The following is a 6166-nucleotide window of genomic DNA, read 5'->3' as shown; positions in this document are numbered from 1 at the left end:
GGCGCTGGCGGCCGGCCACCGCAGCGCGGCCGGGTGGGGGGACCCCACCGACTTCGGCGATCACATGGCACTGCTCGTCGGGGATCTGCTGTGGTCGGCGGCGCACGACACGTTCGACGACGCGGTCGGCGGGCTGCCCACAGATCTCGCCCGCGGCGCGTCGCGGGTCTTCCGGGCCATGCGGGCCGAGGTGCTGGCCGGTCAGCTGCTGGAGTTGCGGGCGCAGGCCGGCCGCGACTACCGCGCCGCCACGGCCGAGAAGATCCTGCGGTACAAGACCAGCGTCTACACCGTCGAACGGCCGATGGAACTCGGCCTGCAGGTGGCCGGAGCCGCGGACCCGGTGACCGTCGCGGCGCTGCGCGACTACGCCGGCGCCGTCGGCCAGGCGTTCCAGCTGCGCGACGACCTGGCCGACCTGTTCGGCACCACCGAGACCAGCGGGAAACGGACCGGCGACGACATCCGGGCCGGTAAACCCACCGAACTGCTCGGCGTCGCGCTGAACCTCGCGAGCGGGCCGCAGGTCGACGCGCTGACCGGGATAGTCGGGCGTGCGACCGCCGACGAGGCCGACATCGCCGACGTCCAGCAGATCATGCTGGCCTGCGGGGCCGCCGAGCACGTCCGCAGGCACATCGCCGATCTGGTCGCCACGGCCGACCACGCGCTCACGCGGGTGGCCGGCGACACGGATGCCGGCGCACTGGCCGGGCTCGAGGAGATGCTCGTCGAGTGCACCGAGCTGTCGTTCGTGCCAGCGCCCTGAGCGCCGGCCCGCGACTACTCCTCGTCGAGTGCGGCGGCGACGTCGTCCGGGATGTCGATGTTGGTGTAGACGTCCTGGACGTCGTCACTGTCTTCGAGCGCGTCGACGAGCTTGAGCACCTTGCGGGCCCCCTCGAGGTCGACCGGCACGGTCACCGACGGCTGGAAGCTCGCCTCGGCAGACTCGTAGTCGATGCCCGCATCCTGTAGGGCGGTCCGCACGGCCACCAGATCGGTTGGCTCCGAGATGATCTCGAAGCTGTCCCCCAGATCGTTGACATCCTCGGCGCCCGCGTCGAGAACCGCGGCCAGCACGTCGTCCTCGGAAAGGCCGTTCTTCTCCAGGGTGATCACGCCCTTGCGGGAGAACAGGTAGGCCACCGAACCGGGATCGGCCATGTTGCCGCCGTTGCGGGTCATCGCGACCCGCACCTCGCCCGCGGCGCGGTTGCGGTTGTCGGTGAGGCACTCGACGAGCACCGCGACGCCGTTGGGGCCGTACCCCTCGTAGGTGATGTTCTGCCAGTCTGCGCCGCCAGCCTCTTCACCGCTGCCACGCTTGCGCGCGCGCTCGATGTTGTCGTTGGGCACCGAGCTCTTCTTGGCCTTCTGGATGGCGTCGAAGAGCGTCGGGTTACCGGCGGGGTCGCCACCACCGGTGCGCGCGGCGACCTCGATGTTCTTGATCAGCTTGGCGAACATCTTCCCGCGACGGGCATCGATGACGGCCTTCTTGTGCTTGGTGGTCGCCCACTTGGAATGGCCGCTCATGCAGCTTCTACCTTCTTCTCTTCTGGTTCATCGGCGTCGTGAAAGTCCGGTCCACGAGTTTACTTGCCGGGCGTGCTGTTAACTCGGCCACACTTGCCCTCAGCTACCTTACTCCGGAGTAAGGTAGCTGTTCATGACATTCTCCCTGGAGCTGTCCTCCGACCTGCTCGACGTGCAGAAGTGGGTCCACGAGTTCGCCGCAGACGTGATCCGCCCCGCCGCGGCCGAATGGGACGAGCGCGAGCAGACCCCGTGGCCGATCATCCAGGAGGCCGCCAAGGTCGGCCTCTACTCCGTGGAGTTCTTCGCCGAACAGGCCGCCGAACCCAGCGGTCTGGGCATGATCGTGGCGTTCGAGGAGATGTTCTGGGGGGACGCCGGCATCGCGCTGGCCATCCTGGGCACCGGCCTGGCCGCGGCGTCGGTGGCCGCCAACGGCACCCCCGAACAGGTCGGCGAGTGGGTGCCGCAGATGTTCGGCACCGTCGAGGACCCCAAGGTCGCCGCGTTCTGTTCCTCCGAACCCAACGCCGGCTCGGACGTCGGGGCCATCCTCACCCGCGCCCGCTACGACGAGGCGACCGATGAATGGGTGCTCAACGGCACCAAGACCTGGGCGACCAACGGCGGCATCGCCAACGTCCACGTCGTCGTCGCGTCGGTGCACCCCGAACTCGGCACCCGCGGCCAGGCGTCGTTCCTCATCCCGCCCGGCACCAGAGGGCTCAGCCAGGGCCAGAAATTCCTCAAGCACGGCATCCGCGCGTCGCACACCGCCGAGGTGGTGCTCGACGACGTCCGCATCCCCGGACGGCTGATCGTCGGCGGCAAGGAGAAGTTCGACGCCCGGATCGCGAAGGTCCGCGAGGGCAAGAAGGCCGCGGGCCAGGCCGCGCTGGCCACGTTCGAGCGCACCCGCCCCACCGTCGGCGCGATGGCCGTCGGCGTGGCGCGCGCCGCCTACGAGTACGCCCGCGACTACGCCTGCGAACGCGAGCAGTTCGGCCGCAAGATCGGCGAATTCCAGGCGGTCGCGTTCAAGCTCGCCGACATGAAGGCCCGCATCGACGCGGCCCGGCTGCTCGTCTACCGCGCCGGCTGGATGGCCCGCAACGGCAAGGAGTTCACCTCGGCCGAGGGGTCGATGGCCAAGCTGGTGGCCAGCGAGACCGCGGTGTACGTGACCGACGAGGCGATCCAGATCCTCGGCGGCAACGGCTACACCCGCGAGTACCCGGTCGAGCGGATGCACCGCGACGCGAAGATCTTCACGATCTTCGAGGGCACCAGCGAGATCCAGCGGCTGGTGATGGCCCGAGCCCTGACCGGGCTTCCCCTGCGCTGAATCCCTGCGAATCGGGCGCGCACTGCGACACCCAGGGTGCTCGAGCGCGCCGGATTCGCGGGGTTAGAGCGAGTCGACGAAGAGTTTGTGCACGCGGCGGTCGCCGGTCACCTCGGGGTGGAACGCCGTGGCCAGCATCTTGCCCTGACGCACCGCGACGGGGTGTCCACCGGCGGTGGCCAGCACCTCGACACCGGCCCCGACGCGCTCGACCCACGGCGCCCGGATGAACACCGCGTGCACCGTGCCGTCCAGTCCGTCGAAGTCGACGTCCTCTTCGAACGAATCCACCTGGCGACCGAAAGCGTTGCGGCGCACCGTCATATCGATGGCGCCCAACGGCAGGGCCTGCCGCCCGGGCACCCCGGCATCGGCGATGTCGCTGGCCAGCAGGATCATTCCCGCGCAGGACCCGTAGGCCGGCATGCCGTCGGCCAGCCGGGCCCGCAGCGGCTCCAGCAGCTCGAACTCGCGCAGCAGATGGCTCATCGCGGTGGACTCGCCACCCGGAATCACCAGAGCGTCCACCGCGTCGAGTTCAGCGCGCCGACGCACGGTGCGCGCCTGCGCCCCGGCCTCCTCCAGCGCCGCGAGGTGCTCTCGGGTGTCCCCCTGCAAAGCCAGCACCCCGACCTGCGGGGCGCTCACTCGCGCCCCGTGCCGAAATCGCGGGTGAAACGGGTCAGACCCTCCTGCATCACCGCCGCGACCATCTCGCCGTAGCGGTTGTAGATCTTGCCCTGGGTCAGCGAACGTCCGCCACACGCCGACGGCGAGGACTGGTCGTAGAGCAGCCACTCGTCGGCGCGGAAGGGCCGCATGAACCACATCGCGTGGTCCAACGAGGCCACCATCAGGTGCTTGCGCTCCTCGATGTGGTTGACCTGGGCCGAACCCAGCAGAGTCAGATCGCTCATGTAGGCCAGCGCGCAGATGTGCAGCACGTGGTCGTCGGGCAGCGGGTCGCGGTGCCGGAACCAGACCTGCTGCTGGGACGCCTTGCCCTCGCGGACGCCGAGCCGGTCGCGCGGGACGATCCGCACGTCCCACTCGTCGAACTGCCGGAAGCTGGCGTCGTCGAACACCTTGCTGCTGGACTTGAAGTCCGGGATGTCGTCGGGCGGCGGCGCGAACGGCATCGCGTCCTGATGCTCGATGCCGCTCTGGTCGGTCTGGAACGACGCCGACATCGAGAAGATCGTCTCGCCGTGCTGGATCGCACTCACCCGGCGGGTGCAGAACGAGCCGCCGTCGCGGATCCGCTCGACGGTGTAGATCGACGGCGCGCGCGCGTCACCGGGCCGCAGAAAGTAGCCGTGCAGAGAGTGCACCTGGTACTTCGGGTCCACCGTCCGCACCGCGGACACCAGCGACTGGCCGGCGACGTGGCCGCCGAAAGTGCGCTGCAGAAAACCCGATTCCGGGCTGAAGACACCGCCGCGATAGATGTTGACCTCGAGCTGTTCCAGATCGAGGATCTCTTCAATCGCCACTTACCAGCCGCGCTCGGCCAAGCGGTGCGGCTGTGGGATGTCGTCGACGTTGATGCCGACCATCGCCTCGCCGAGCCCGCGTGACACCTTCGCCAGCACGTCGGGGTCGTCGTAGAACGTCGTGGCCTTGACGATGGCCGCCGCACGTTCGGCCGGGTTCCCGGACTTGAAGATGCCCGACCCGACGAACACGCCTTCGGCGCCGAGCTGCATCATCATCGCCGCGTCGGCCGGGGTCGCGATACCGCCTGCGGTGAACAGCGTCACCGGCAGCTTGCCGGCCCGCGCCACCTCGACGACCAGATCGTAGGGCGCCTGCAATTCCTTTGCGGCGACGTACAATTCGTCTTCCGACAGCGATGTCAGCCGGCGGATCTCGCCGCCGATCTTGCGCATGTGGGTGGTGGCGTTGGACACGTCGCCGGTACCGGCCTCACCCTTGGAGCGGATCATCGCCGCGCCCTCGGTGATCCGGCGCAGCGCCTCGCCCAGGTTGGTCGCACCGCACACGAACGGCACCGTGAAGCGCCACTTGTCGATGTGGTTGGTGTAGTCGGCCGGGGTCAGCACCTCGGACTCGTCGACGTAGTCCACACCCAGGCTCTGCAGGATCTGCGCCTCGACGAAGTGGCCGATCCGCGCCTTGGCCATCACCGGGATGGTGACCGCGTCGATGATGCCCTCGATCATGTCGGGGTCGCTCATCCGCGACACCCCACCCTGTGCCCGGATGTCGGCGGGAACCCGTTCGAGCGCCATCACCGCGACCGCGCCGGCGCCTTCGGCGATACGCGCCTGCTCCGGGGTGACCACATCCATGATCACGCCGCCCTTGAGCATCTCGGCCATACCACGCTTGACCCGCGCCGTTCCGCGAGCGGGAGCTCCCAGATCTGCCCCCGACGTTTCGGATTCCACTGCCATCTCCTTAAATCGCTACCGATCCAGTCTAGAGGCGACTGCAAATCGATTCGGCCGGTGCTGACGTGATCAGCGATACAGCTGAGCTCACTGAATGGCGCGCATCGGCGCGTCCGGCAGCGCGCCGGCGGCGTCGGCAAGCGCGTTGGCCTCGTCCAGAAGCTCTCTCAGTTGCCGCGGGTACACGGTCTCACCATCGGCGACCAGCCTGTCGAGCGTCTTCGCATCGCACCAGCGGTGACCGTGGATGTAGGTGCGTTCCAGTCCGGAACGACCGTCGACCGACGGCTCGAACCGGGTGGTCCGGTGCACGAAGTACAGCTCCTCGCTGCGCATCACCGAGCCGTTGAAGTCGATGAGGGACTCGCGCCGCCACACCGGACCCACGACGGCCTCCGGCGCCACCAGCAGCCCGGTCTCCTCGTGCAGTTCGCGCACCGCGGCCTGGGCCAGCGACTCCCCGTCCTGCGCGGCGCCGCCGATGGTGAACCACCAGCGTGGGGCGGGGGTGTCCCCGACCGCGGCGGCCGGATCGGATCCGCACAGCAACAGCACCGCACCGTCATCGTCGAGCAGGACCACCCGGGCCGACGTCCGCCTGCCGACCGGGGCGGGCTCCCGAGCCGACAAATCGCCGCCCTCGGCGATCTCGAAGTAGGTGGGCAGCGCCGCGGTCCCGCCCAGGCGCAGCGCGCGCACCAGCGGGCGCTCCCGCAGCGCCAGGGTGTCGCGCACCGCGTCGTTGTGGAAGCGGCGAGCCAGCACCACGCGCGCCTCGGCGTCGGCCAGTTCGGCGACCAGCGGCAGCGGCAACGACGCGGGGTTCACCCGCGCCAGCGCCGCCGACAACTCGTTCTCGGCGGCTTCG

The 6166-nt window shown here is 69.2% G+C and carries 7 protein-coding genes; 2 read left to right on the top strand and 5 right to left on the bottom strand.

Annotated features, from left to right (window positions below; genetic code table 11):
- Window positions 1–769: polyprenyl synthetase family protein (locus MVA01S_RS28010; protein ID WP_060941782.1), on the top strand; the 769-nt coding region annotated here is incomplete at its 5' end.
- Window positions 770–783: 14 nt separating this feature from the next.
- On the opposite strand, the gene MVA01S_RS28005 is transcribed toward MVA01S_RS28010, so the two are convergent.
- Window positions 784–1539: a YebC/PmpR family DNA-binding transcriptional regulator gene (locus MVA01S_RS28005; protein ID WP_003933777.1), complete on the bottom strand. Its 756-nt coding sequence runs from the start codon at window positions 1537–1539 to the stop codon at window positions 784–786.
- Window positions 1540–1672: 133 nt separating this feature from the next.
- On the opposite strand from MVA01S_RS28005, the gene MVA01S_RS28000 reads away from it, so the two are divergent.
- Window positions 1673–2884, top strand: a complete 1212-nt coding sequence (locus MVA01S_RS28000) for an acyl-CoA dehydrogenase family protein (RefSeq protein WP_003933776.1) — start codon at window positions 1673–1675, stop codon at window positions 2882–2884.
- A 63-nt stretch (window positions 2885–2947) separates the two neighbouring features.
- Here MVA01S_RS28000 and pdxT read toward each other — a convergent pair whose 3' ends face one another.
- From pdxT to MVA01S_RS27980, 4 genes are all read right to left on the bottom strand, one after another.
- On the bottom strand, window positions 2948–3532 hold the full coding sequence (gene pdxT, locus MVA01S_RS27995; protein ID WP_003933775.1) for a pyridoxal 5'-phosphate synthase glutaminase subunit PdxT: 585 nt from the start codon (window positions 3530–3532) through the stop codon (window positions 2948–2950).
- On the bottom strand, window positions 3529–4377 hold the full coding sequence (tesB, locus tag MVA01S_RS27990; RefSeq protein WP_003933773.1) for an acyl-CoA thioesterase II: 849 nt from the start codon (window positions 4375–4377) through the stop codon (window positions 3529–3531). Before tesB ends, pdxT begins: the two co-directional genes overlap by 4 nt.
- Complete coding sequence (pdxS, locus tag MVA01S_RS27985) at window positions 4378–5301, bottom strand: pyridoxal 5'-phosphate synthase lyase subunit PdxS (RefSeq protein ID WP_051015404.1); 924 nt, start codon at window positions 5299–5301, stop codon at window positions 4378–4380.
- A gap of 84 nt (window positions 5302–5385) precedes the next feature.
- Window positions 5386–6166 (bottom strand): NUDIX hydrolase (locus MVA01S_RS27980; RefSeq protein ID WP_060941781.1); only part of this gene is annotated, 781 nt, incomplete at its 5' end.

This window comes from Mycolicibacterium vaccae NBRC 14118 = CIP 105934, from assembly GCF_001552715.1.
Lineage (GTDB): Bacteria > Actinomycetota > Actinomycetes > Mycobacteriales > Mycobacteriaceae > Mycobacterium > Mycobacterium vaccae.
The sequence above is the reverse complement of the archived record's forward strand: the minus strand, read 5'-3'. Positions and strand labels throughout refer to the sequence as shown.